The following is a 24,489-nucleotide window of genomic DNA, read 5'->3' on the forward strand; positions in this document are numbered from 1 at the left end:
TAACTGAGGCGGTCCCGGCGGTGGGCATGTCCGGTGTGCCAGGTAAATCCCACCGGACATGCTCAGTGGTGCGCGCCAGCAGTGGACATAGGGGGTTTATGTCCATTGCTCGCGGCCTGAAGAGGGCATGTCCCGCGGTGCCTTGGGCAGCAGGCACCCGCCCAGGCACCCGCGATAAGCATCCACCGCCGAGCACCCACGGCAGCCCTCCACGGCAGGCCGTTACTGCAGCGGATGCGCCGCGGAGCGGCTGCCGGCGGGGACACTGCCAAGGCCGCCGACGTGGCGCCCGCACGGACGGGCAACGCAGTGTGGCAGAATTGATTCTCGTGCCGCAGGCTCAGCGCCTTGGCACGGTCCGCCCTGGTGTAATGGCAGCACCCCGGCCTTTGGAGCCGTGGAGTATAGGTTCGAGTCCTATGGGCGGAACAGTGGTGGGTCGGGTTGCCCGGCGGGGCCCCGGAGGCCGGGGCCCCGCGGGAGTCCCGTAAGATGAATCTGGCGCCGCGACCGGATTCTGGTCCGGCCCGGCCGCGCGGATCCGGCACCCGGATTCACTTCCGGGCCCCAGCCGCGGGGCGCCCAGATCCACCACAGAGTGGCATGAGCTAAGCCATTGAGCAAGGAGAGCCCGTACGTGAGCCCCGAGAACACCGGCCCAGCCGCCGTCATCGTCCTAGCTGCAGGTGCCGGTACCCGGATGAAATCCCGTACCCCTAAAATCCTCCACGAAATCGGCGGTCGGTCCCTCGTCGGCCACGCACTCCATGCCGCCCGCACCATCCGTCCGCAGGAGCTGGCTCTGGTCGTCCGGCACGAACGTGACCTCGTGGCCGCCCACATCGGCGCCATCGACCCGGCGGCCCTGATCGTCGACCAGGACGAGGTCCCCGGCACCGGCCGTGCCGTCGAAGCCGCCCTCGCGGCCCTCGACGCGCTGCACCCCGACAGCCGGCTCAGCGGAACTGTCGTGGTCACCTACGGCGATGTCCCCCTGCTGACCGGCGGGCTGCTGGCCGAACTCGTCGCCAGCCACGAGACTGGCCCCAACGCCGTCACCGTCCTCACCGCCGTCCTCGATGACGCCACCGGTTACGGCCGCATCCTGCGCGCCGCCGACGGAACCGTCACCGGGATCCGGGAGCACAAAGACGCCACGGACGCGGAGCGTGAAATCCGCGAAATCAACTCCGGCATTTATGCCTTCGACGCCGCCGTGCTCCGTGATGCACTGGCCCACGTCACCACCGACAACGCCCAGGGTGAGATGTACCTCACGGATGTACTGGGCCTTGCCCGGGCAGCGGGAGGCCGCGTCGCCGCCGTCGTGACCGAAGACCGCTGGCAGGTCGAAGGTGCCAACGACAGGGTCCAGCTCTCTGCCCTCGGCGCCGAACTCAACCGGCGCACCGTCGAGGCCTGGATGCGCGCCGGTGTCAGCGTCGTTGACCCCGCCACCACCTGGATCGATGCGACCGTCACCCTTGACGAGGATGTCCGGCTGCTGCCCAACATCCAGCTCCACGGCAGCACCACTGTGGCGCGCGACGCCGTCGTCGGACCCGACACGACCCTCACCGATGTGCAGGTGGGTGAAGGCGCCACCGTAATCCGCACCCACGGTTCCGGCTCGACCATCGGCGCCCGCGCGAGCGTTGGGCCCTTCACCTATCTGCGCCCCGGCACGGTGCTGGGTGAGACCGGCAAGATTGGCGCTTTCTATGAAACCAAGAACGTCACCATCGGCCGCGGTTCCAAGCTCTCCCACCTCGGCTACGCCGGCGACGCCGAGATCGGCGAGGACACCAACATCGGCTGCGGCAACATCACCGCGAACTACGACGGCGAGAAGAAGCACCGCACGGTCATCGGCTCGGGCGTGCGCACCGGATCCAACACCGTCTTTGTAGCGCCCGTCCAGGTCGGCGACGGCGCCTACAGCGGCGCCGGCGCGGTGATCCGCCGCGACGTGCCGCCCGGCGCCCTGGTCCTGTCCCTGGCGAAGCAGCAAAACGCCGAGCACTGGGTCCTCGAGAACCGCCCGGGATCGGTGTCCGCGTCCCTGGCCGAGGCCGCCGGCGCCACCACAACTTCCTCCAGTACTCCGGCATCTACAGAAGAGGGCTAGCAATAATGAGCGAAATTACGGCACGCGGCGAGAAGAAGCTGGTGCTTGCCGCTGGGCGCGCGCATCCTGAGCTGGCGAAGGAGATCGCCAAAGAGCTCGGAACCGAGCTGCTGCCCCTGGATGCCTACGACTTCGCCAACGGTGAGATCTACGTCCGGGCCGGCGAAAGCGTCCGGGGCACCGATGCCTTCGTCATCCAGGCCCACCCGGCCCCGTTGAACAACTGGCTGATGGAACAGCTCATCATGATCGATTCGCTCAAGCGGGCCTCCGCTAAACGCATCACCGTGGTGTCGCCGTTCTACCCGTACGCCCGCCAGGACAAGAAGGGACGCGGCCGCGAGCCCATCTCCGCGCGCCTGATCGCTGACCTGTACAAGACCGCCGGTGCCGACCGCATCATGAGCGTGGACCTGCACACCTCGCAGATCCAGGGCTTCTTCGACGGCCCGGTGGACCACCTCATGGCCATCCCGCTGCTCGCGGACTACATCCGCACCCGCGTCGGCGCTGACGACGTCACGGTGGTGTCCCCGGACACCGGCCGCGTCCGGGTCGCCGAACAGTGGGCCGAGCGCCTGGGCGGCGCGCCGCTGGCGTTCGTGCACAAGAGCCGCGACCTCACCGTTCCGAACCAGGCCGTGTCCAAGACCGTCGTGGGCCAGGTCGAGGGCCGGACCTGCGTCCTGATCGATGACATGATCGACACCGGCGGCACCATTTCCGGTGCCGTCCAGGTTCTCAAGAACGCCGGCGCCAAGGATGTCATCATCGCGGCGACGCATGCCGTCTTCTCCGACCCCGCAGCCCAGCGGCTCTCCGAGTCCGGCGCCCGCGAGGTTGTGGTCACCAACACCCTGCCGATTGAAGCCAGCAAGCGCTTCCCGCAGCTCACGGTGCTCTCCATCGCCCCGCTGATCGCCCGCGCCATCCGCGAAGTGTTCGACGACGGTTCGGTCACCAGTTTGTTCGACGGCAACGCCTAGCCAGGCCCCGTGCGGGCACGTTTTTACGAATCCGTGCCCGCGCTGGTAGCCTTGTAGCGAAACCTTGGCGAGGGAGAGCGCCGGTAATCCGTACCTACGGATCCCGGAACCGTCCGTTATCGACTGGGTCTGAATCTCCTTCTGAAGCTCAGCTGCACGGCAGCCGGCGTTGAAGGTCGTAAACAGACCTCCGCCCTTGCTGATTACCGTCCAGTCCCACCGCTTGAAATCCCACCAGGAGATATCCATGTCTGAGCAGAAGCTCGCAGCAGAAGTACGCACCGAATTCGGCAAGGGCTTCGCCCGCCGCGCCCGCATGGCCAACCTGATCCCGGCCGTCATCTACGGCCACGGCGCCGAGCCGATCCACATCACCCTTCCGGCCAAGGCCACCACGCTGGCCGTCCGTGTTGCCAACGCCCTGCTCACCCTGGACATCAACGGCGAGAAGCACCTGGCCCTGGTCAAAGACATCCAGCGCGACCCGATCAAGCAGATCATCGAGCACCTCGACCTCTTGACCGTCCGCACCGGCGAAAAGGTCACCGTTGACGTTCCCGTTCACGTGACCGGCGAGCTGGCTCCGGGCAACGTGTTCAACCAGGAAATGACCGTCGTGTCCCTCGAGGCCGAGGCAACCCACCTGCCCACCGGCATCGAGGTCAGCATCGAAGGCCGTACCGCCGGCGAGCACATCCACGCCGCGGACCTGGTCCTGCCGACGGGTTCGGTCCTGCTGGCCGACGCCGAGGCCCTCGTCGTGCACATCTCCGAGGCCACAGAGGTCTCCGAGGACGAAGCATCCGCTGATGTCACCGCAGGTTCTTCGGTCTCGGACGCAGCCGAGTAGTTCCGGCGCTTTTCCGGTGGCCGGGTCCCTTTGGGGCCCGGCCACCGTCGTTTCCCCAGGCAACGCCACCCCGCTACGGCCCGCTTACCGAAGGACTGACCCATGACAGAGACTTGGCTGATCGCCGGCCTTGGCAACCCGGGGGCAGAGTATGCCCACAACCGGCACAATGTCGGACAAATGGTTCTCGACGAGCTCGCTTCACGGATGGGCGGCGGCTTCAAGTCGCACAAGTCCCGTGCCCAGGTCCTGGAAGGGCGGCTGGGCATTGGCGGCCCGCGGGTAGTGCTGGCAAAACCGCTGAGCTATATGAATGTCTCCGGCGGCCCGGTCTCGGCGCTTGCCAGGTTCTACGATATCGAGCCGGACCGGGTCATCGCCGTGCACGACGAAATCGACATTCCTTTTAATACAGTGAAACTGAAACTGGGGGGCGGCGAAGGTGGACACAACGGGTTGCGGGACATCTCCAAGGCCCTTGCCACGAAGGATTATCTGCGGGTCCGGGTCGGCGTCGGACGGCCGCCGGGAAGGATGGACACAGCGGATTTTGTGTTGAAGGATTTCTCCGGCACCGAGAAAAAGGAGCTGCCCTTCCTGATCGACGCCGCCGCCGACGCCGTGGAGGCCCTGGTCCGCAATGGTCTCCAGACGGCGCAGCAGCAGTTCCACCCGGCGAAAGCCCCATAGCCGGAGCGCCCGCGGACCTCCTCCGGAGCTTGCCAGGGAGCCCAGCGCGCCGACTCCGGAATTACTTCCACGCCTCCTGAATTGCGGATATGATCGCCCTACTCTCATGTCGGGGGATAGGGATACGCTACTTCTAAGCGGACGATGTCAGATTTGCTGTCCGCAAAGCGGTACGAAGGAAACTAGATGTCGAGGGAATCGCTGGGCTGGGGGAATGTTTCCACTACATTGGCACCCGCCGAACAAGAACCTGTAACCGGTCTTTTGGACCGGCACAGGTGGTCAGGTCTCGCGCGCAATGCCGACGCCGACCGCGTCCGAGGTGCCCTGCTCGCCGACGAGCATGTGGGTGTTGTCATCACCGGCGACCGCGGGGTGGGCAAAACGCAGGTGGGCCGCGCCGTCATCGCGGGCCTCGGACCCGACGTCTATACCCTCCAGTTGCGCAGCGCGGGACCGGGTTCAGCCACCCCCTACGGCTGCCTGGCGTTCACTCTTGCCCGCCTGCCGCAGAGTTCCCTCGGCTCGCCGACGGCCATTCTGCAAGGCATCACCTCTCTGATCCGCGATGACGCCGCCGGACGAAAGTGCGTCATCTTTTTGGACAACGCGGGGACACTGGACGAGCTCAGCACCGGCGTCCTGCTGAACCTTGTGCAAACCCGGACCGCGCGGCTTGTTGCCACCGTCCCGCGGACCACGGACCTGCCGCCTGATTTCTATTGGCTCATCACCGCCGGTCAGCTGGCCGAGGTCCGGCTCGCCAACCTCACGGAGGTGGAAACCCTGGACGTGCTCCAGGCGGCACTTGGCCACAGGGTGTCCAGTGCCCTTGCCAGCCAATTGCACCATCTGGTCGGCGGCAGCCCCACACTGCTGCAGGCTGTGGTCTCGGAACAAATCGAACGCGGCAACCTCGTGCTGTCCGGCTCTGTCTGGACCTTGATCGACGAAGTGGTCCTTGACGGGCGAACTGCCCTGGAGGACATCGTCCGGGCGCGTTACGCCCGGGAGACACCCGTGGCACGTGAACTCATCGAGGTGCTGTCCTGTGCCCGCACCCTGCCGTTGGCCCGGCTCGCGCGGATGTACAGCCCCGGCGTCATTGCGGATATGGAAGATGCAGGCCAGATCGTCATTGACCGGACTGACCGGCACCTGGTGTCGCTCGGTGACCGTTATCTGGGGGACATCGTCCGCAACTGGCTCAGCGTGGAGCGCCGGCTGGAGTTGCGGGACAAGGTCCCCGGCCACCAGCAGGACGAGCTGAACGAGTTGACCGTCGAGGACCTGCTGGCCTACGCAGCTTGGACCCACGACTGCGGTGCGCCCCTGTCGCCCGCCCACGCCGTGGCAGGTGCCGCCGCCGCCGTCCGGCTCTTCGACCCGAAGTTTGCGCTTAGATGCGCCGGAAACCTGAGCCCGCAGGATCCCGAATGGGCCGGGGGGCAGCTGCAGAAGTCCGCTGCTTACCTGCAGCTGGGACAGCCTCTGCAGGCGATGGCTGCCCTGGATGACGTCTCCGACGCCCAGCTCAGTGCACTGGGCGCCGAAGCGTACGCAGAGCTGATCGCCGCCAAAGTGGACTGTATGTCCTGGCTTTCCGACCGGACAGGTCAGGTCCCTGCCCTGATCAAGCGGGCCCGGGCGCGTCTCGAGGAGCCCGGGGTCCGGTCGCTGACGCCGCCGGAGGAACTCACCCGTTCCCGGCTGTCCCTGGACCTCTGCGAATTCAACTACCTCTCCTTCGTCGGCAACTACGCGGCGATGATGGACCGGCTGACCGCGGCGGCGTCTTCGGACCTGGACGAGGTCAATCCGGTGCACCGGCTCAGATCCGGCATCATCCTGATGGAAGCCCTGTGCATGACCGGAAAGGAAAGCGAGGCCCGCAAGCTGCTCCGCGAGATCGGCGGTCAGCTGGGGGAGTGGTCCAATGTTCCGCGGATCCGGGAAAACTATGCCTGGCGGTCATTCAACGTACTGCTGCTCTCCGGACTCTGGCGCCAGAGCATCGACATGCTCAAGGATGCCAGCGGCCGGGCCGGGCACGGACTCCATTCCGGCAGTGCGTCCACTGACCTCGCCGTTGGACTCGCCTACGTCTACGCGGGCCGTGGTTATATGGCCCTCGGCCCGCTCCTTGCAGCCATCGCGCAGCTTGAGGTCAGGCCGAGCCTGCATTCGTTGCGTCAGGCCTACGCGGCGACCGCCTTCGCCTACGCACAGACCGGAAATTCCGTTCAGGCCACGGTCTATCTGGACCGGGCACGCTCAGCCGACGGCCCCGCGAGGTTCGCGATCCGCAGCTCAGCAGACTTCTGCATGGACATGGCCTCGCGGTGGCTGGGCGATCCGGCGGCGAAGGCCAGGCTGGTGGCGGCGGCCGAGGAACACTTCCAGGAGCACCGGTACACCCTGGCCGGCATCTTCATGCTCGGGGCCACCGTCAGCGGCAACACCAAGGACTTTGAATTCCTGGAGGAAATCGCGGCGCTGCGGCAGGGTCCCCTCGCAGAGCTGTCCCGGACCGTTGCCGTGGGCAGCCGCAAAAAGGACGCCGCCATCATGCTGGAAGCCGCGGCCCAGGCCGCGGTCCTGGAACTTGACGCCGTCCAGGCGCGCTGCGCGGCCCTCGCTTTCGACTTTGCCAAGGCGGCCGGGCTCAGCGGCAAGGCCAGTGCCGCGCACATCATGTTGGAAAGCCTCGCCGAACGCTTACCGGCACTGCCGATCACGCCCAGGAACAAGGGGCCGCTGCTTACTGACAGGGAACGGCAGATCGCCACCCTCGCCGGCAACGGCGTCACCAACAAGGACATAGCCCTGGCCATCGGCATATCCGTTCGCACCGTGGAAGGGCACCTTTACCAAGTGTTCACCAAGCTCGGAGTTTCCTCGCGAAGTGATCTGCTTGGACTCATTTAGACAACACGCCGCCACTCCCGACGCAAGGGAAGAATCCACGGTCCTCACCGGGCGGTCGGAGGACCTTCGTTCGGCGGTGGAGGCCATCCAGGGATCCACCCACGTTGCTGTCCTCCTGCTCGGGGACAGTGGCATCGGCAAATCCACCCTCCTGGAAGCCGTCGCGGTTGAACTGCAGAGCTCGGTGACGCCGGTCCGGATCCATGGCAGCCCGTCGCTGGCGAATGTGCCGTATGGTGTGCTGGGTCCGTTCCTCGTCGGGCTGCCCGTGCAGGAGGCCACCTCCCAACTCGCGGTACTCAGGACCTTCTGGGCCCGTCTGGAGGAGGAACGCCAGATTGCGGAAAAACCGTTGCTGCTCATCGTCGACGACGCCCACGATCTCGACGAGTCGACCGCCGGCATTCTGGTGGAACTCGCCGCCGCCGGTTGGGCGAAACTCCTCGTGGCTTCCGCTACCAGGCCCGGTTTGCCTGAACCGCTGCTCCAGCTGTGGTTTGAGGGCCTGGCGGAACGCCTGGATCTCCGCCCCCTGACCAGTCAGCATACGAACGACATTCTGCTTCGCGCGCTGGGACCGCAGGTGCTGCCCGGCGTCGCCGACACCCTTTGGGAGGCTTCCGAAGGCAACCCCTTGCTGCTTAACGGACTCATCGACGACGCGAAAAGTGACGGGACTCTGCGCAGACACAACGGGGTATGGCTGCTGACGCGTCCGCTTGAAAGCCACGGTGATCGGCTGACCGATGTGGTGCGCCGGCAGTTGCTCCGGCGCTCGCCGGCAGAGCGCCAGGCCCTGAACCTGATCGCCTTGTCCGAACCGGTGTCCCGGGAACTCATTGAGTCCACCGTGGGGGAAGACCCCGTAGCGGCACTCCTGGAGCATGAAATGATCCGCGTCACGCCCTCACCGCATCCGCAGTTGCGCCTGTGGCACCCGGTCTACGGCGACGCGCTGCGCAACCTCATTTCTCCGGCCCGCAGCCTGCAGCTGCGCCAGAGCCTCCTGCGGCGGATGGACAGCGAACCGACGTCGGCCGAGGGCCTGCTGCGCCAAGTCAGCTGGTCGATTGAATGCGGCGCCGACATTGAGGACCGGCAGTTGCTGCGGGCAGCCGTTCTGGCCAGCCGGCTGCACCAGGACGAGCTGGCCCGCAGGGCAGCCGCCCTGATCAAGGACCCCGAATTGCAGGTCGCCGCCCGGGCCGTGACAGCACGGACCTACTTCAACACCTCGGACTACGCTGCGGCCCGCGACATCCTGGAAAGTGACTTTGCCCAGGGGCTGAGCGTGGCTGTTCTCCTGACAGGAACACTGATGTGGGCGGCCGTGCAGGCCGCACTTGGCCACGCGCCTGCGGACATCATGGCCCGCGCCCGGGCCCTCCTGGAAGCGGGGGAAGAGCTGGCCGGAAAGAACCCGGAAGATGCCGAGGGCATTCTTTCGGCCACCAGGGAACGTTTTGCCACCATGCATGCGATGGTTTACGCGCTGGCGGGGGAGTACCCGGAGGATTCCGGCGCGGAAGGTAAGGACGGGGCAGGCCCGCCGGCCAACGCCTTCGAAGCCGCTTTCAGGCTGGCGCTGACGTCGGAGCAGCTTCTGGTGCAGGGCAAGTCAGTCCAGTCTTTCGCCGCGGTCTCCGAGGCCCTGGACACCGCTGGCTCCGGCCACGACGAACTCTATTTCCTCGCGGAATTTCTCGTGGCGCGGGCAGCAGCTGCTGTCATCCACGGCGGCGACTGGCAGGGCGCCGAAGCTCTTCTGTCCGGGGTGGCCGCCGGCCAGGCGCCCCACCAGATCTCATTCGGCGGGGGCGTCCACGCGGCGAACGGCATCATCCAGCTGTACCAGGGCAAAACCGGCCAGGCGTTGGGCACCCTCAGCGCCGCCCTCGAGTCACTGCGGCTCGCGGACCCCCAACAGCTCTTCGCCCTGACCGCGTCCATGGCTTTCGCTGCCGCCGCTGATGCCGGCGCCAAGGACAGGGCGGCAGTTTTCCTGGCCGACTACGAAACCGCGCCGCGGGCGGTGTCACGCTACCTGCGCGTCCTCTCGCAGATGGCAGTCGTCTACGGAAAGGCGCGTCTTGGCCATTACCCCGGCGCCGTGACCGAGCTCCGCGCGCTGGGCCGGCCGCACGGTGACGGGTCTACCCCGGGCCTGGAATTCGACGCGCTGGTGTTCTGCCTTGCCTTGGGAGACGGGGATGCCGCCGGCAGACTGCTGGAGCTGCAGCCCCAGCTGGAGGGCCCCAGGGCCGCCGCTATCTGTTCCTACGCATTCGCCGTCGACACCGACCAGGCTGCTGACCACCTGGAAGCCGGCAAGAGCTGCGAAGCCGCCGAACTGTGGGGCTTTGCGGCCCTCGCCTATGATGCCGCCGCGAACGGATACAAGGCGGCCGGTGACACCTTGCGCGAGCGCATGGCACTGTCCCAGCGGAAGCGCTGCCTGGCCAGGGCAGACAGCGTCACCGGCCTGGAGCCGGAACCGGAGACCGACGCGCTTGGCCTGCTGACCCGGCGTGAGCGCGACATCGTAGCGCTGGCGGTCCGCGGCCTCAGCGACCGCCAGATCGCCGCCGAGCTGCAGGTGTCCATCCGGACTGTTGAAGGGCACCTTTACCGAAGCTACGCCAAGCTCAACGTTAAAGGCCGGGACCAGCTGCCCGGAATCGCCGGCAGCTGATCCGCACCCAGCCGGGTAGCCCGGCAAACCGCAAGCTTGGAAAAACAGGTAGCCGCGGAACGGCGGGTTCCGGAAAACGGGTAGCCGCGGACCTCGGTGGACCGGGCGGCAACGGGTGCCGGCACCCGCTGATGAGCGCCGGCGCTGCCACAGGACGTGGATCGAGGCCCTGCCTGGGCCAGTCGGCGGGCGTCGCCGGCACGCCGCCACGGGCAGTGATGCTCGGGACGGGTGCCGGCGTGGTTCCGGCCCGTGGGCGCCGGCCGGTGCGGTTCAGCCCCTGTCTGCAAGGAATTCCGGCAGTTTTCGAGGCCTGCCAGCAACCCCTGACCCTGGCGGAAACCGTAAGGATGCCGGCACGTGCAGTCACCGAGGACAGGCCCGTTGTCGGCTAAAGCCCGCCCTGATGCGTGGAGGTGCGCCTTCCCCAAACGGGGCTATGCAAGGTCATTTGCGGGTAGTCCGGCGGAAGCGGCACGTAGCGGCCACGCACAGGAGGCAAGTCCGGCGGGTAGTCCACCCCGCCAAACACCATAACGGGGCCGGGAAGATAGGTGGAATGTACTCGTGTGCCCCTCGGGCCCGGCCCATAGGTTTGCGATAGCAATCAGTCAGTAATCGCTACGGCCACGAATTGGGTCTCGAAATGCGCACGTCTCTTCCTTCAGCTTTGCCTTCTTCCGGGGACGGCGTTTCCGCCCGCACCTGGGTGCGCCCGTGACCGCCGTTCGTGACTCCGCCGCGGGTCCTGTCCTAGCCGCAGGCGCAATCGGCTTCCCCCGGGTTGCAGCCTCACGGCCGCTGCAACACCGGGCACGTGTCGTCGGGGAGGGAACGCGTTGGAGTAACAAGTACCGCCGTGTGCTGGTCATCAACGATGTGTGCGTCATTTTCTCGGTCACCCTGACGGCCCAGGTAGCGAGGTTCGGGCTCGATGACGTCCAAGTGGCGGTGGGCAGGTTCAGCCTCGGCTACTTCCAGGTCTCCCTCCTGGTAGCGGTGGCATGGATGGCGGCGCTCGGGACATACCGGACCCGCGACGCCCGAATCGTCGGAATCGGCGTTGACGAGTACAAACGGGTGGTGAGTGCCACCGTGGCACTGCTGGGCGTCCTGGCCATGCTGTGCCTCTTGTTCCAGGTGGACATCGCCCGTAGTTACTTTGCCTTGGCCTTCCCCTTCGGAATGGCGGGCCTCATTGCCTCCCGATGGGCGCTTCGCCGCTGGCTCAGCCGACAGCGCACCAAGGGGCACTACCTCTCGCAGGTTTTGGTGCTCGGAAAGCCCAAAGACGTGAGCTACGTCGTCAACCAGATTGAGAAAAAGTCCGGTGCCGCCTATCGCGTCGTCGGTGTCTGCTTGACCGGAAACCCCGGGATGAAATGGCTGAGCCTTGGGCGGCGCGCAGTTCCCGTTGTGCAGGAATCCGGGTCAATTGTGGACGCGGTCCGCGAGCTCGGCGCTGATGCAGTGATCGTGGCCGGCCCAGGCAAAGGCGGTGGCAAGTACATCCAGGAACTTGGCTGGCAATTGGAGGAGTCATCCACCGAACTGATCCTCACCACCGGGCTGACCAACGTGGCGGGCCCCCGGATCCATGCACGTCCGGTCGAGGGCTTGCCACTCATGCACGTCGAACTTCCGCAGTACACCGGGGCCCGCCACACCCTGAAACGCATCCTTGACGTCGTGGCTTCCGCCTGCGCCCTGCTCATCCTGCTTCCGGTCTTCCTGCTGCTGGCCATCCTGATCAAGCGCGACAGCCCCGGCAAGGTTTTGTTCCGCCAGGAGCGGGTCGGCAAGGCCGGCAAGAAGTTCCTGATGGTCAAGTTCCGGTCCATGGTGGAATCCGCCGAGGACGATCTCGCCGGGCTGCTGGATCAAAACGAGGGATCCGGGGTGCTCTTCAAAATGCAGCACGACCCCCGGGTGACAGAGGTTGGCCGCTGGATGCGCAAATACTCCCTGGATGAGCTCCCGCAGTTTTGGAACATTCTCAAGGGGGATATGAGCCTGGTCGGGCCCCGGCCACCGCTTCAGCGCGAGGTCGATGGCTACAAGAACCGGGCGCACCGCCGCCTCTACATCAAGCCCGGACTCACGGGAATGTGGCAGACAAACGGCCGGTCGGAACTGAACTGGCAGGACAGCATTCGGCTGGACCTGTACTACGTGGAGAACTGGTCACTGGCCGGGGACCTCATCATCATCTGGCGCACCGCGCTGCAGATGATCAAGCCCGTCGGCGCTTACTGAACGGCCGGCACCGGCGCAAGATCCCCACCGACAGCCCCAGGTACTAAGGACACCCCATTGAACACTCGCATTGGCTACGCAGCCGGAGCTTTCGACCTCTTCCACGTCGGGCACCTGAATCTTCTGGCCCAGGCCCGGCAACACTGCGACCACCTCATCGCCGGCGTGGTGTCGGATGAGCTGCTGCTAGCGACAAAAGGCCGGGCGCCCGTTGTACCGCTGGCTGAACGGCTCGAAATCGTTCGGAACATCCGGTACGTGGACGAAGCGGTGGCCGAGGTCCATCCCAGCCGTATCGACACCTGGCGGGACACCCCCTTTGACGTTTTCTTTAAGGGCGACGACTGGCGGGGCACGGAGAAAGGGATCTCGCTCGAGCAACAACTATCGAGTATCGGAGTGGAAGTCGTCTACTTCCCCTACACGATGCATACCTCCAGCACGGTTTTGCGCCGCGCGCTGGCACAGATTTTGGAGTCCGAACAAGGAAACACGACAGCAAACTTCGCTTAGCTGCCTGGTTGCACATTTTCCGAGGGGGAAAATTTACATGGTCTCAACTTCACATTCCGGGCAGGGCGGGGGTCTCCTGTCATCAACCCTGCGGGTGGACATCCTGGGCGTCCGCATAAGCGCGGTGAATATGCCGCAGGCCCTGGACCGCCTGATTCGCCACATCGACGACGGGCGCCGGGGCTACGTCTGCGTCACGGACGTCAACGCGTTGCTCCACGCACGCCGCGACCCGGAACTCCGCCGGATCTTCAACGCGTCCACGATGACTGTTCCGGACGGTGTGCCCCTGGTGTGGGCCGGCAAGAGCGCAGGTGCTGACTGGATGGGCCGGGTGTGCGGGCCCGACCTGATGCCGGCGCTCCTGAAGGCCGCCGCCGAGCGCGGATGGTCGTCGTACTTTTTGGGCGGTGCGCCACACGTCGCGGAAGAAATGATCGAAAATTTCAGCCGGACCATCCCCGGGCTCCAGGTGGCCGGATGCCAGTCCCCTCCCTTCCGCGAGCTCACGCCGGACGAGGAAACGGCTTTGACCCAGGAAATCAACGATTCGGGCGCCAAGATCGTCTGGGTCGGCCTGGGTGCACCCAAGCAGGAGAGCTGGATGGACCACTACCGCGGCCGCCTCAACGCGCCGCTGTTAATCGGCGTCGGTGGCGCCTTTGATATGCACGCCGGGCGAGTCAGCCGGGCGCCTCTTTGGATGCAGCGGAACGGCCTCGAATGGGCATACCGCTTTGCGCAGGAACCCGGCCGCTTGTGGAGGCGCTACACCCGCAACGTCCCCGTCTTTGCTTTGGCCCTGTGCCGCAGTGCTCCGAAGCTCGTGGAATCCACGTGAGAGTCATGACAAGAGCCGATGCTGCGCCCGGCCCGGTCAGAGGGCGCCGCGCCCGGTCGGGGCACGCCGGGGCGGTGAAACGAGTCGGCTGGGGGCTCGGAGACCAGGCCCTCAGCAGCCTGACCAACTTCGCCGTTGGAATCCTCGTGGCCAGGTCCGTCAGCGTTTCGGATTTCGGCGCCTATGCACTGGCCTTCTCCGCCTACTGCTTCATCCTGGGGATCTCCAGGGCTCTTGCAACGGAACCCTTCGCCGTCAGGTTCGTCATAGGCGAGCCGGAGGACCTTCACCGGGCCCGGGCCGCTGTCACCGGAGTGGCGCTCCTGACCGGGGTTGCCTTTCTAGCAATGGCATTGGTGCTCAGCCAGATGCTGCCGGAGGAATACCGGTCACTGGCCGTCTGCTTGGGTGTCAGCCTCCCGGGGCTGCTGGTTCAGGACAGCGTCCGCCAGATCCTCTTCGGGGCGGGGCGCGGACGGTCCGCCTTCAATAACGATCTGCTGTGGGCCGCACTCATGGCACCGGCCTTCGCTGGCGTCATCCTCTCCGGCAATGCCAACTCAGCCACGCTAATTCTTGCCTGGGGCGCCGCGGCTACCGTGTCTGCCGTCGTCGGATGTTTCCAGTGCCGGGTCGTACCGGGAATCCGCCTGATCAATACCTGGCTGAACTCCCAACGTGGGCTCTGGGCCCCCTTCCTCGTTGAAGGCGTAGCCATCAATGGGGCCCAACAGATCGTATTCTTCGCGATTGGCGGCTTTGTCGGGCTCTCGGCGGTGGGCGAGATGAAATTGGCTCTTGTTCTGCTGGGACCGGTCAACGTGTTGGTCCAGGGACTTGGTGTCGTCGCGGTACCAGAGGCCGCCCGAGCCCTCGCCTCCGGACGCTCGCGATTTTTGCGCGTCACATCAGGGTTTTCCCTGGTCGTGGCGGTCGGGGCTCTCCTCTGGGGGCTCACCGTCATGCTCCTGCCGGCATCCTGGGGTGCCGAGCTCGTCGGGCGCGGCTGGTTGACAGCTTCAGCACTGGTGCTTCCTATGGTCCTCGTCCAGGTGTTCAACGGAGCAAAGACGGGCGCGGCTGTTGGTTTGCGCGGCATGGGAGCCGCCAAAAGAAGCATGTGGACCCGGATGGCGACTTCATCACTCGTTGTCATCCTCTCGGTCGCGGGGGCGGCCGCCGCGGGAGTTCAGGGGGCAGCCTGGGGGCTCGCCCTGGCTGCCGCTTTCAACGCGGTGCTCTGGTACCTGCAGTTCAGGAACGTCATGGCGCAGTATCCATTCAAAACTGCGAAGTCTGACTTTGCCCGCCGCACGGCGGGACGGTCTCAAGCCGGAGAGGTTGGGGGTCCCCGATGAACGAATCGTGGTCCGTTTGGCATGGAGCCAAGCAACTGCTCAGAATGCACTGGCAAATCATCGTTGCCTTCACACTGATCGGTGGACTTGCCGGTGCAGGAATAGCACTGCGCAACCCCGTCACCTACACTGCGCGTGCAGAGCTGGTCACCGGAAACTACTCGCTCCCGGTGGAAGTTGCATCGCAACCGGCAATCGCCAAGGCGGGTGCACTTGGCTTGGAGCTGCCTGCTGAAACGCAGGCGCGCATCATAGCGAGCCCGACCGTTGTGGACGTGGCCGCTCAAGCCCTACGCCTTGATGAGCGGGATTCGTTTGCGCTCCGGTCCAGTGTCAAGGCAACAGCAACAACAGATAATTCCTTCGCGGTCTCTGCGGTCGGGTCGACCCCGCAAGAAGCGTCGGAGAACGTCAATGCTGTCGCCGCCGCATTCCTGCAATACCGGGCCGACATCGGCCGTGCCGACATGAGCATCCTGGCGGAGCGGGCTCACACAGCCGCCAAGGACGCCCTCGCCTCGGCGGCTTCGCTCGCCGATCCTCTTGCCAGCGCCCAGGCATCCAACGCCGGCTTCGCCGCGAGCATCCTCACCAAAAAGGAAGGATTCGAACACGCAGCGATCAGTGCGGAATCGACAGCGGCTGCACTCGATGACGCTGTCAAGAACTTCAACGGCGGCGGTTCAGTGCTTCGCCCCGGCAGCTCAGCGACCGTGGACGCGTCACCCTCGATGCTGATGTTCATCCTCCTGGGGCTCGCCGTAGGCCTGCTGGGCGGCGTGGCTCTTGCTGTCGGTCGCCGGCAAATCAGCGACCGGATCATGGACCGGCGGGACATCGTGCGGGCCACCGGGCTCACTGAAATCTTCGAGCTGGGCGGTCAACAGCGCAGCGGCGCCGGTGAGTTGGTGTTCCGTTCCGTGCAGAAGTCGAGCACGATGCTCGGAATGTCCTCGGAGCAGGTGGCAGTCAGGCCGCTGACGCCCACTACGCTCGGCGCAGCCGTGCTGCTGGACTTGGCAGCAGGCGGGCATGCGAGCCTGGGTTCCGTGGCGGTCGCCGCCCTCTCCAAGGAAACCGGGGCCGATATCGCCCATCTCCTTGGCACGAGGGAGAGTTACACACCTTTGTGTGCGCTGTCCGGTCGCGAGCTCGCAAGTGTCAACAGTGACATCGGATGTGAAGCGTCAGCCGTTTTCGGCACCACCCCGTCGCCAACCGGAACATACGATCTGTTGCTGCTGGCAACCGGTCCGCACCTCGAGGCCGGCGGAACCCACAACGGCCTGCCGGCGGGTTTCTCCGGTCCCACCGTCCTGATGGTGCACTTGGGGAAGGACCGGGTCCAGAATCTGGAACGGGCCGTAGCTGAACTCAACGCGGCCAATCTGCCAGTTGTGGCAATCCTCGTCGCCGATCAGGCCAAGGGTGGAGGACGACAGCACCGTTCCGGCACCCGGGCAGGGGCCCTGAAAGCACGGAAAGCCGGCACCGAGCGGACCGGTTCCAGCCGGGCCCTGCGCTCCGAGATGCCGACCGCCGAAACGGACCCTAAGTTGCCCACGACGGCGGGTACAAAGTCATGAGTACGCTCCGGGCCGCAACCGGTCCAAGCCGAATTTTTGGAGGGAGCCTCCCGGACGCTCCAGCACCTGAACCATGGGCCAGGGCCGGCCGGCTCACTAACGGGACAGCCCTTGTCGTGCTCGGCCTCGTCTTGGGACTGCTGCTGCTCACAGTGCAGCCCTGGTCCAGGGTGGACCCCGCTGTGGGGGGAGACAGCAGCAGCAGCAGCGCCCTCAAGGGGGCCGCGCTGATGCTGTGTGTCGTTGCCCTCCTTCTGGTGCTGCCGCCGCGGGCAGCACTGCGGGTCCCGGCACCCCTGGCACTGTATCTGCTTTACGGCATGTACGTGGTGATCTCTTCAGCCTTCCAGCCGGACGCACTGCAGGCCATGCTGCGCGGCACCCGGCTCGTTCTGGCTCTGATAGTGCCGGTTTTGCTCTGGTCAGTTGTGCGCGGGCGTTTCCAGCTCATTGTTTACGCCAACACGGCGGCCTACGCCGGCCTGGCACTGACAGTTGTTGCCGGAGTTGTCCTTTCGCCGCAGTTGGCCTGGCAGGAGGGAAAGCCCTTCCAATCGGCCCGGCTGGTGGGGGCTTTCCTGCCAATGATGGCTCCCCGGGTCGGGGAAATAGGCGCCGTGCTGGTGGGCTTGACGGCGATCCTGTGGGCGCAGCGGAAGATTGGCCTCCCCGCCCTGGTCCCCGCCCTCGTGGTCGGAACTGCCCTCGTCGTCTTTAGCCACACGCGCACGGCGGCGCTCGCCTTGGTGCTGGGGCTCCTCGTCGCTTTCGGAGCTGCGCTGAAGTCAGCGGCCGGACGCCGCGGCCTCGCCTTAGTGGGGGGATTCCTCGCCCTGGCCCTGCCCTTCCTTCCCGGCATCATTGACTGGGCGATGCGGGGCCAGGACAGCGAGCAGCTACAGAAGCTGAGCGGCCGCACCGCAGCGTGGGATTTCATCCTCAGCCGACCCTACGATCCACAGTTGTTCTGGTTTGGTCACGGTTTGGGGGACAAACGCATCCTCCTCCGCCGGGGACAGGGCGATATCAACGTGGTGCCGATTGACAACAGTTGGCTCGACAGTTTCTGGGAGACCGGGGCGGTGGGGGCGGCGCTCGTTGCGCTGGCTGTCCTAGCAGCGTCGGTATACGCCCTCAGAACGCCCGGATATTCCGCACGGTCGTTCGCCGGGTTCCTCATGACGTACGTTCTGGTTGCCTCCGTCAACGAGAGCGGTCTCTGCGACTTCTCCTCGATGACGCTCCTGGTTCTCGTTGCAGTCCTGATCAGTGCAGTGGACAGGGCTGATAAGCGGGACAAATCTGCGGCCCGACAGGTCCGGCAGCGTCAAATTAGCCATCGGTTGCGTCGGTCTTCCACGCAACCAGAGACCATCTAAGAGAGGTACGCGATGTACACCAGACACGTATTGCGCCCCGCCGGAGTTGTGGCAGCCTTGCTGCTGCTGCTGGGAGGACTTGTTTCGCCTGCTTTCGCACGGGAGACGGCGCTGTCAGCCACCAGCTCACCCATGTGGCAGACCAACAACACCGTCCGGGCTCTGGCCTACGCCAAGGGCAAAGTCTTTATCGGCGGCGAGTTCACCGCAGTACGGCCGCCGGGTGCAGCCGCGGGGACCCAGGAAACCTCCCGGACCTATCTGGCTGTCGTTGATGCCGTGTCCGGAAACCTGCTGTCCTTTGCGCCACAGCCCAACGGTAAGGTCTGGTCCCTGGCGGCGTCGGAGGACCAAAGCCGTGTTTACGTCGGCGGCGACTTTACCCAGATCGCGGGGCAGGCGCGGCAACGGATCGCCGCCATTGACACCAACACCCTGACTCTGGTGTCGAACTTCCGGCCCAACGTGAGCTACCGCGTGGCTACGATCGCCGCGCAGGGCACAAAAGTCTTCTTTGGCGGGTCGTTCGGAGCCGTTTCAGGCGCCGTCCGGAACCGGCTGGCTGCTGTGCAGGCCAGCGACGGGGCCCTTCTGCCCTGGAACCCGAACGCAAACTTCGACGTCAAGGTGGTGCGCCCTGCGCCCGACGGAAGCAAGGTCTACGTGGGCGGTGCCTTCGACACACTTGGTGGACTTCCCTCCTGGGCCGTCGGCCTTGTAGACAGCGCGGAGGGTGTACTGCTGCCTTTCCCGGCAGCGACGGCGGTTCCGCCCAAGAGCGCCGGGTGCGTCTCGATTGTGCGTGACATCATCACGGACCAAAACACCGTCTACTTTGCCAACTCCGGCGACGGTGGAGGCTGCTTTGACGGCACATGGGCCGCGGACCTCACCAGCGGCGCGCTGAAGTGGAAGAACAACTGCCTCGGCGCCACGGAAGCTATCGCCCTCGTGGGTGGCTGGCTCTACAAGGGCTCGCATGCCCACGACTGCAGCAGCGAGGGAGACTTCCCCCAGGTTGGCAACCGCTACTTGCTGGTACAGCGCCCCGACAACGGAAAGCTGGCTGGCTGGTACCCGCAGACAAATGCGGCGGGAGTGACCAAGGTTGGTCCTTTCGCCATGGCCACCGATGGCAAACAGCTCTGGGTTGGTGGAGATTTCACCACGGTCAACGGGGCCGTCCAGCAGGGCGTGACGAGGTTCCAGGCAGATCCGGAAACAGCCCCGACGCGACCCTTGACTCCGTCGGCCTCGAGCACCCGCCCTGGCCAAGTCAAGGTCACCTTCAAGGCTACGACCGACAAGGACGATGAAAACCTGACCTACAACCTGTACCGGGCAGGGAGCACTCAGCCGATCCTGACGCAGGTCATCCGGTCCCGGTTCTGGGACATCCCGACGCTGACATTCATTGACAAGAATCTCACCCCGGGTACACAAGCGGCCTACCGGATCGAAGCATCCGACGGTACAGTCGCGGTCCAGTCCTACTGGACCCCGTATGTCACTGTTGCCTCAATGTCCGCAAACTATCAGGACACCGTGAAGGGCGACGGCGCCGGCAGCTTCTGGCGCTTTGAGGAGACCAGCGGTACGGTTGCGGCGGACTCCGCCGGCAGTAATACCGGCACCTACCAATCCGTAAACCTCGGCGGGGCCGGAATCCTGGCCGGCACCACGTCTGCTGATTTGACCGACAGCAACAGCAACATGGCGAGCGGCCTGTCACAGGCCGGTCCGCAGACCTTCTCCCTGGAATCCTGGATCAAGACCACCACTACTTCCGGGGGACGGATTGTCGGCTTCGGCAGCAGCCAGGCGAACCAGAGCGGCAGTTACGACCGCCACGTTTTCATGCAAAACGACGGCAAGGTGGTTTTCGGCGTGTGGACCGGCTCAGCCACGACGGTAACCAGTGGCGCCGCGCTCAATGACGGGAAATGGCATCACGTCGTCGCTACGATGGTGCCGGGCCGTTCCGAACTGTTCGTGGATGGTGTCAGCCAGGGCACCAACACTCCCACGGCGGCGCAGGGATACGCCGGTTACTGGAGAGTAGGAGCAGATAACCTCAACGGCTGGCCGAATCAGCCAACATCGCGGGCCATGGTGGGCAGCGTCGACGAAGTGGCCGTCTACCCGATCCAGCTGACCTCCTCGGACGTCCAGTGGCACTACAACCTCGGCAGCGCCAACCAGGCGCCGGTTGCTTCCTTCAGCCAAGCATGCACGGGGCTAAGCTGTGGGTTCGATGCCTCCGCCTCATCTGATTCCGACGGCACTGTTTCGGAAATGGCATGGGACTTCGGCGACGGCCAGACCGACGTCGGCACCACGCCGTCGCACGCGTACTCAGCAGCCGGGACTTTTCAGGTACGGCTGACGGTGACTGATAACCTCGGGTCGAGCACCAGCGTCACGCAACCGGTCACCGTCACGGCTCCGAACAAGGCGCCGGTGGCTGCGCTGACTGCCGCGTGCGATGCACTCAGCTGCGCCTTTGACGCTTCGACCTCATCGGATGCGGACGGAAGTGTCATCTCCTGGCAGTGGGACTTCGGCGACGGGGCGACGGGCACCGGCAAAACTGTGACCCATGCCTACACCACGGCTGGAAGCTATGACGTCAAGCTCTCGGTAACCGATGACAAGGGCGCTACAGCCGAAGCAACCCGGGCCGTCACACCGAAGGCCGCGCCAGCTGGCTCGGTGCTCGCCAAGGACACCTTCGCCCGCGTCGTTGCCTCAGGGTTGGGTACGGCCGATGTCGGGGGAGCCTGGACAGTGCTTGGGTCGACCAGCCGGTACTCGGTTTCCGGCGGCGTTGGCAATTGGATCATGCTTGGGGCGGGGAACGCGCCGGGCGCCTATTTGAAAAATGTAACAGCAGCCGACACTGACCTCTCCTTCCAGGTATCTCTCGATAAGCCGGCCACCGGCGGCGGGGTATATCTGGCTGCCGTGGGACGTTCGGTTGCCAACCAGGGCGAGTACCGGGCCAAAGTCCGGTTCACCTCGGCCGGCAAGATGTCCCTGGCCATAGTCCGGACCACCGCTGCCGGTGTCGAGACTTACCTTGCGCCGGAAACCGTGATCGCAGGACTAACCGGCACGAACAGCCAGCAGCTAGGGGTCCGCATCCAGGTCACAGGGCAGGGAAGCACCGACATCAAGGCCAAACTGTGGGCAACCAGCGGGGCGGAACCGGATGCGTGGCAGCTGCAGGCTACTGATACCACGGCCGGACTTCAGGCGCCCGGCTACACTGGCGTCCTGTTGCAACTGTCGGGATCAGCAATTAATGCTCCCGTCACTGCCCGGTTGTCCGAATACTCCCTGACCACTCCGCGTTGAGAAAGGACCGGACCGTGCAAGCTTCCATTGATGCCCGCGGAGCCGGCGCCAACGGTTGGCGTCCGGTGCCGAGTAGTGCGAACGCGCGCGGTCCGGTGACGGGTGCGGGGCCCGGCGGCCGGCCGGCAATGTTCCCGGCTGGCCGCCGACCCGGCAGGTATTTGGCCCGAACCAGGGGTCGTTTTGAGGCCCTTGGGCGACCGACGACGACGAGCGGGCGCCCCGGTAACCCCGAACGCGCGCCCTACAGAGGGGAGGGACGCCTTGTTCCCTAGCAAACTACCTCAGAACGTGCCCCCGAGCCGGGCTCTGTCACGGCGCCAGCTGCTGACGGCCCTGGGAAGCGGGGCGCTGCTCACTGCCTGTGGCGGAGCTGAACTGCCGAACAGCGGAGGGGCCCGTGCCGGCGTGTCACAGCCGGCAGCGCAGGTGCACACACTGACGGAGCTCATGTCCACGACGCCGTTCTACATCGCCCACCGCGGGTCGGGTGACAATTGGACCGAACACACAGCCGAGGCCTATTCACATGCCCTTCAATACGGTGCGAAGGCAATTGAGGTCTCCGTCTCCGCCACGAGTGACGGAGTCCTCGTCTGCCATCACGACCTCAGTACCGAACGGATGACGGGCCGGAACCTGCAGATCAGCGAGGTGACTTTTGAGGAACTAGAAACCTTGCGCAATGACTCGCGGTCCTGGATCGGGCCGAAGGCGCCGCTCGCGACCATTCCACGACTCAAGGATGTGCTGGATGCGCACGCAGCCACCAGCGTCATTTTCCTTGAGGACAAGCAAGGTACGAATACCACTGCCCTCTTGGATCTTATGGACAGCTATCCAAATTCCAGAGAGCACTTTGTGTGGAAGCAGACTGCGGCCGCCAAACACCTCGCGGAGGCCAAAGCGCGGGGATATAAGGCGTGGGGCTACTTTGTTGACAACGTCCAGATCCGGTTTGCGGACTTCGCGGCGGGCTTTGATTTTCTGGGCATCTACCACGGCGCCTCCGACGAGGAGATCAAGGCCCTCGTTGGCTATGGCAAGCCGGTGATCTGCTGGGAGATCCATACCCGGTGGATGCGGGAACGGGTGAGCGCGCTGGGCGTCACGGGGCTTATGTGTTCGAACTTTCCCTACGCCTCCGGCAGCAACCCAACCAACACGCGGGACGAATTTGCATCCGGTGTGCGGGCCGCCGGGGATTTGCCCTGGATCCTGGCGCCGAGCTACCAGCCTACGCTGCAGCCGGAGTTTTCCTCCGTCAGCCTGAACAATGAGGCCAGCTCCAGCTACACGCTCGGATCCATGTGCCCCGTGACAAAGGACACCTACTCGCTTTCCTTTGACATGAGGTGGCCGATGGCCGTTCCGGATAAGAGCGGCTCCGCCGGAATCGCGTTCGGCCAGGCCGATGATCAGCCGTACCGCCCCACCGTGCCAGCCACGGTGGCCGGCTACCATGTCAGCATTGACAGCGCGGGCACCCTGCGGCTCTTCGCCCGGGAAGCTGGATCGCTGGACGGGGAGCTGCTGGGTGAGGCTCGATCGGATGCGCCCAAGGCAGGTGTGTGGATGCGGTTCCGGGTGGATGTCAGCCCTCGGGAGATCACCTTTGCCCGGCTCGACGGGAAGGAGACCCGCGCAGCAGCGCGCACTGCGTCCTACCGGGGCGGTTACTTCGGGCTCACCAAGAACTATCAAGGAAAGCAGCCGGTAGAGTTCCGGCAGGTCGAGGTCGGCTGACGGGAGCTCCTCGTCCCGGACGTGTCAGCGGCGAGGAGCTCCCTTGCGCGCAACGACATCGCCGTAGATGGCTTCGAGGGCGTTCAAGTTGACCGTCGGAGTGAAGTGGGAGAGGTAGTCCACTCGGGCTGCCGCCCCCAGCCGCGCGGAGACTGCAGGGTCACTGATCTCTTGCAGCGCCCGACGCAAGGACAGCGGATCCCCGGGCTGGAAGGTGAAGCCGTTCTGGCCATGGCGAACCAGTTCCGGAAACACTCCCTGATTTGGCACCACTGCGGGCACGCCATGGGCAAACGCTTCTACTACGCTCAGTCCGAAAGTTTCAAACGCTTTCGACGAACTGACAAGATAGCGGGCATTCAACAGTAATTCCAAAGCCGCTGGGCGGTCCAGCGAACCGAGAAAGCGGACGGAGTTGCCGTGCCCGGCTGCCTGCTCTTCCAGTTTTTGACGCAGCGGCCCGTCACCGGCAATCATCAGGGTCCCAAGCGAGGGGTCCCAGGCCTCGATGAGCGTTGCGACGCCTTTCTCCACGGAGAGCCGTCCGAGGTAGAGCCCATAGGTTCCCTCTCCCTCCCGGACCCGGGAAGGGGTCGGAACGAAATGGGGTTTTATGGTAATTTTTTCGGCTGGTAAACCAGCCTCCGTCATGATCCCTTGAGCAAATTTGCTCATCACGATGAAGCGCTCGACGCCCCGCTGCCAGGTTCCCAGGGCGCGGTGCGCTCCAATCGACAAAGCCAGCGGAGCGGTGGCAACGCGACTATCGCGGTAACACGCATGTGTGATCGCAGGCAACGGGGAGCCGTGGAGGCACTCGAAACAGGGACCGCCGTCGCGCAACAGCGTTCCGGCAGCGCACACAAGGCGGTAGTTGTGGAGCGTCGCTACGACTGGAACACGAGATTGGCGGGCGGCCGCCAGAATAGACGGACTGATCAGCGGAAACGAATTATGCAGATGGATCACGTCGAAATCTTGCCGCCGCAGTTCATTCATCATCGCTATTTGATCCTGCAGTGACCACGTGACCCGCAGCGGCAACTCTGCTTTACGGGCGACCGACATGCCGGAAATGTCGTCGCTGCGGCGGATATATTCGGCCACCTCATGCCCGCCATCCTTAAGCAGTTTGCGCTCCTGCTCTACTACCATGTCCTCTCCGCTAGGATGATCCGA

15 protein-coding genes and 1 tRNA gene are annotated in these 24,489 nt (G+C 65.0%); 15 read left to right on the plus strand and 1 reads right to left on the minus strand.

Going from position 1 to position 24,489, the window contains the following annotated elements:
- Positions 1-357: 357 nt before the first annotated feature.
- From RCH15_RS03195 to RCH15_RS03265, 15 genes are all read left to right on the plus strand, one after another.
- Positions 358-429, plus strand: a tRNA-Gln gene (locus tag RCH15_RS03195).
- A 208-nt stretch (positions 430-637) separates the two neighbouring features.
- Positions 638-2,128, plus strand: a complete 1,491-nt coding sequence (gene glmU / locus RCH15_RS03200) for a bifunctional UDP-N-acetylglucosamine diphosphorylase/glucosamine-1-phosphate N-acetyltransferase GlmU (RefSeq protein ID WP_326957975.1) — start codon at positions 638-640, stop codon at positions 2,126-2,128.
- Positions 2,129-2,133: 5 nt separating this feature from the next.
- On the plus strand, positions 2,134-3,114 hold the full coding sequence (locus tag RCH15_RS03205; protein WP_326957977.1) for a ribose-phosphate diphosphokinase: 981 nt from the start codon (positions 2,134-2,136) through the stop codon (positions 3,112-3,114).
- Positions 3,115-3,361: 247 nt separating this feature from the next.
- Positions 3,362-3,964: a 50S ribosomal protein L25/general stress protein Ctc gene (locus tag RCH15_RS03210; protein WP_326957978.1), complete on the plus strand. Its 603-nt coding sequence runs from the start codon at positions 3,362-3,364 to the stop codon at positions 3,962-3,964.
- A gap of 102 nt (positions 3,965-4,066) precedes the next feature.
- Positions 4,067-4,654 carry an aminoacyl-tRNA hydrolase gene (pth, locus tag RCH15_RS03215; RefSeq protein ID WP_326957980.1) on the plus strand — a complete coding sequence of 196 codons (588 nt, stop codon included), beginning with the start codon at positions 4,067-4,069 and terminating at the stop codon, positions 4,652-4,654.
- Positions 4,655-4,840: 186 nt separating this feature from the next.
- The gene (locus tag RCH15_RS03220) at positions 4,841-7,582 is read left to right on the plus strand and encodes a helix-turn-helix transcriptional regulator (RefSeq protein ID WP_326957982.1); all 2,742 of its coding nucleotides are present in this window, start codon (positions 4,841-4,843) and stop codon (positions 7,580-7,582) included.
- Positions 7,569-10,274: a LuxR C-terminal-related transcriptional regulator gene (locus tag RCH15_RS03225; protein ID WP_326957984.1), complete on the plus strand. Its 2,706-nt coding sequence runs from the start codon at positions 7,569-7,571 to the stop codon at positions 10,272-10,274. Before RCH15_RS03220 ends, RCH15_RS03225 begins: the two co-directional genes overlap by 14 nt.
- A 717-nt stretch (positions 10,275-10,991) precedes the next feature.
- Positions 10,992-12,530: a sugar transferase gene (locus tag RCH15_RS03230; protein WP_326957986.1), complete on the plus strand. Its 1,539-nt coding sequence runs from the start codon at positions 10,992-10,994 to the stop codon at positions 12,528-12,530.
- A 57-nt stretch (positions 12,531-12,587) separates the two neighbouring features.
- Entirely contained in the window at positions 12,588-13,043 is a 456-nt protein-coding gene (locus RCH15_RS03235; RefSeq protein ID WP_326957988.1) for an adenylyltransferase/cytidyltransferase family protein, read from the plus strand.
- 37 nt (positions 13,044-13,080) lie between these two features.
- A complete protein-coding gene (locus RCH15_RS03240) occupies positions 13,081-13,884 on the plus strand; it encodes a WecB/TagA/CpsF family glycosyltransferase (RefSeq protein ID WP_326957989.1) in 804 nt (267 codons plus the stop codon).
- 5 nt (positions 13,885-13,889) lie between these two features.
- Complete coding sequence (locus RCH15_RS03245; protein WP_326957990.1) at positions 13,890-15,242, plus strand: hypothetical protein; 1,353 nt, start codon at positions 13,890-13,892, stop codon at positions 15,240-15,242.
- Positions 15,243-15,286: 44 nt separating this feature from the next.
- The gene (locus tag RCH15_RS03250; protein WP_326957992.1) at positions 15,287-16,828 is read left to right on the plus strand and encodes a hypothetical protein; all 1,542 of its coding nucleotides are present in this window, start codon (positions 15,287-15,289) and stop codon (positions 16,826-16,828) included.
- Between the two features lie 116 nt (positions 16,829-16,944).
- A complete protein-coding gene (locus RCH15_RS03255) occupies positions 16,945-18,207 on the plus strand; it encodes an O-antigen ligase family protein (RefSeq protein ID WP_326957994.1) in 1,263 nt (420 codons plus the stop codon).
- Positions 18,208-18,219: 12 nt separating this feature from the next.
- On the plus strand, positions 18,220-21,564 hold the full coding sequence (locus RCH15_RS03260; RefSeq protein WP_326957995.1) for a PKD domain-containing protein: 3,345 nt from the start codon (positions 18,220-18,222) through the stop codon (positions 21,562-21,564).
- 408 nt (positions 21,565-21,972) lie between these two features.
- On the plus strand, positions 21,973-23,310 hold the full coding sequence (locus RCH15_RS03265) for a glycerophosphodiester phosphodiesterase (protein ID WP_326957997.1): 1,338 nt from the start codon (positions 21,973-21,975) through the stop codon (positions 23,308-23,310).
- A gap of 24 nt (positions 23,311-23,334) precedes the next feature.
- Here the strand turns inward: RCH15_RS03265 and RCH15_RS03270 are convergent, their stop codons facing one another.
- Positions 23,335-24,465 carry a glycosyltransferase family 4 protein gene (locus RCH15_RS03270; RefSeq protein ID WP_326957999.1) on the minus strand — a complete coding sequence of 377 codons (1,131 nt, stop codon included), beginning with the start codon at positions 24,463-24,465 and terminating at the stop codon, positions 23,335-23,337.
- Positions 24,466-24,489: the final 24 nt, after the last annotated feature.

The sequence above is a fragment of the Arthrobacter sp. MP_M4 genome (genome assembly GCF_035984855.1).
Taxonomy (GTDB): domain Bacteria; phylum Actinomycetota; class Actinomycetes; order Actinomycetales; family Micrococcaceae; genus Arthrobacter.